Source organism: Gordonia polyisoprenivorans NBRC 16320 = JCM 10675 (assembly GCF_000241325.1).
Lineage (GTDB): Bacteria > Actinomycetota > Actinomycetes > Mycobacteriales > Mycobacteriaceae > Gordonia > Gordonia polyisoprenivorans.
Genome location: NZ_BAEI01000026.1, coordinates 1 through 1,272 on the forward strand (window position 1 = coordinate 1; position 1,272 = coordinate 1,272).

Annotated in this window: 1 protein-coding gene; it reads left to right on the plus strand. The window is 64.6% G+C overall.

The window, feature by feature from the left end; genetic code table 11:
• Positions 1-72: 72 nt before the first annotated feature.
• A protein-coding gene (locus GOPIP_RS06810; RefSeq protein ID WP_109860712.1) for an IS3 family transposase occupies positions 73-1,238 on the plus strand; the annotation gives its coding sequence in 2 pieces (ribosomal slippage) (positions 73-357 and positions 360-1,238; 1,164 coding nt in all).
• Positions 1,239-1,272: the final 34 nt, after the last annotated feature.

Genomic DNA, 1,272 nt, shown 5'->3' on the forward strand with positions numbered 1-1,272 from the left:
CGGGACTGGTGCACGGTTAGGTGACATCTGATCTGGCTTGCCCCGGGAGGGCGGCCTGGAAGGATGACTACTGTGCCTAAGCCTTATCCGAAAGAGTTCCGTGATGATGTGGTCCGGGTTGCCCGGGATCGTGAGAGCGGTGTGACGCTCGCGCAGATCGCGAAGGACTTCGGGATCCATGAGATGACGTTGCAGAAGTGGATGCGACGCGCCGACATCGATGACGGCAACAAGCCTGGGATGACGTCGGGGCAGTCGGCGGAGTTGCGGGAGGCCAACAAGCGAATCCGGTTGTTGGAGCAGGAGAATGAGGTCCTGCGCCGGGCCGCGGCGTATCTGTCGCAGGCGAACCTGCCGGGAAAAGGTTCTACCCGCTCGTGAAGGAGCTCGCCGCCGACGGAATCCCCGTCGCGGTGACGTGCCGGGTACTCAAGCTCGCCAGACAGCCCTACTACCGGTGGCTCAAGGAGGCGGTCACCACCGCCGATCGGGTCGCGGCCGCGCGGGCGAACGCCCTGTTCGATGCGCACTGCGAGGACCCGGAGTTCGGGTACCGGTTCCTCGCCGACGAAGCCGAACACGCTGGTCAGGCGATGAGCGCGAGGACGGCGTGGCGGATCTGCTGCGCCAACGGCTGGTGGTCGAGCTTCGGTAAGAAACGTGGGAAGAACGGTAAGAAGCCGGGGCCGCCGGTGCACGATGACCTGGTTGAACGCGACTTCACCGCCGACTCCCCGAACCAATTGTGGTTGACCGATATCACCGAGCACTGGACCGACGAAGGCAAGCTCTACCTCTGCGCGATCAAGGATGCCTGCTCGGGGCGGATCGTCGGCTACAGCATCGATGACCGCATGCAATCCCGTCTCGCCGTTGCTGCGCTCAACCATGCGGTCGCCCGCCGAGACGGCGATGTTGCTGGTTGTATTGTCCACTCGGACAGGGGTTCTCAGTTCCGGTCGCGGAAGTTCGTGTCCGCACTCAATCGGCACGGCCTGGTCGGATCGATGGGCCGCGTCGGCGCCGCCGGCGACAATGCAGCGATGGAATCGTTCTTCGCGCTGCTGCAACGCAACGTCCTCGACCGGCAGCGGTGGGCCACCCGCGAGCAGCTGCGGATCGCGATCGTCACCTGGATCGAACGGACCTACCACCGCCGACGCCGTCAGGTCCGCCTCGGCCGGTTGACGCCCGTCGAATACGAGACGATCATCAACACAGCCGCCTCAGCGGCATGACACCGACACTGTCACCCGATCGTGCAGCAGTCCC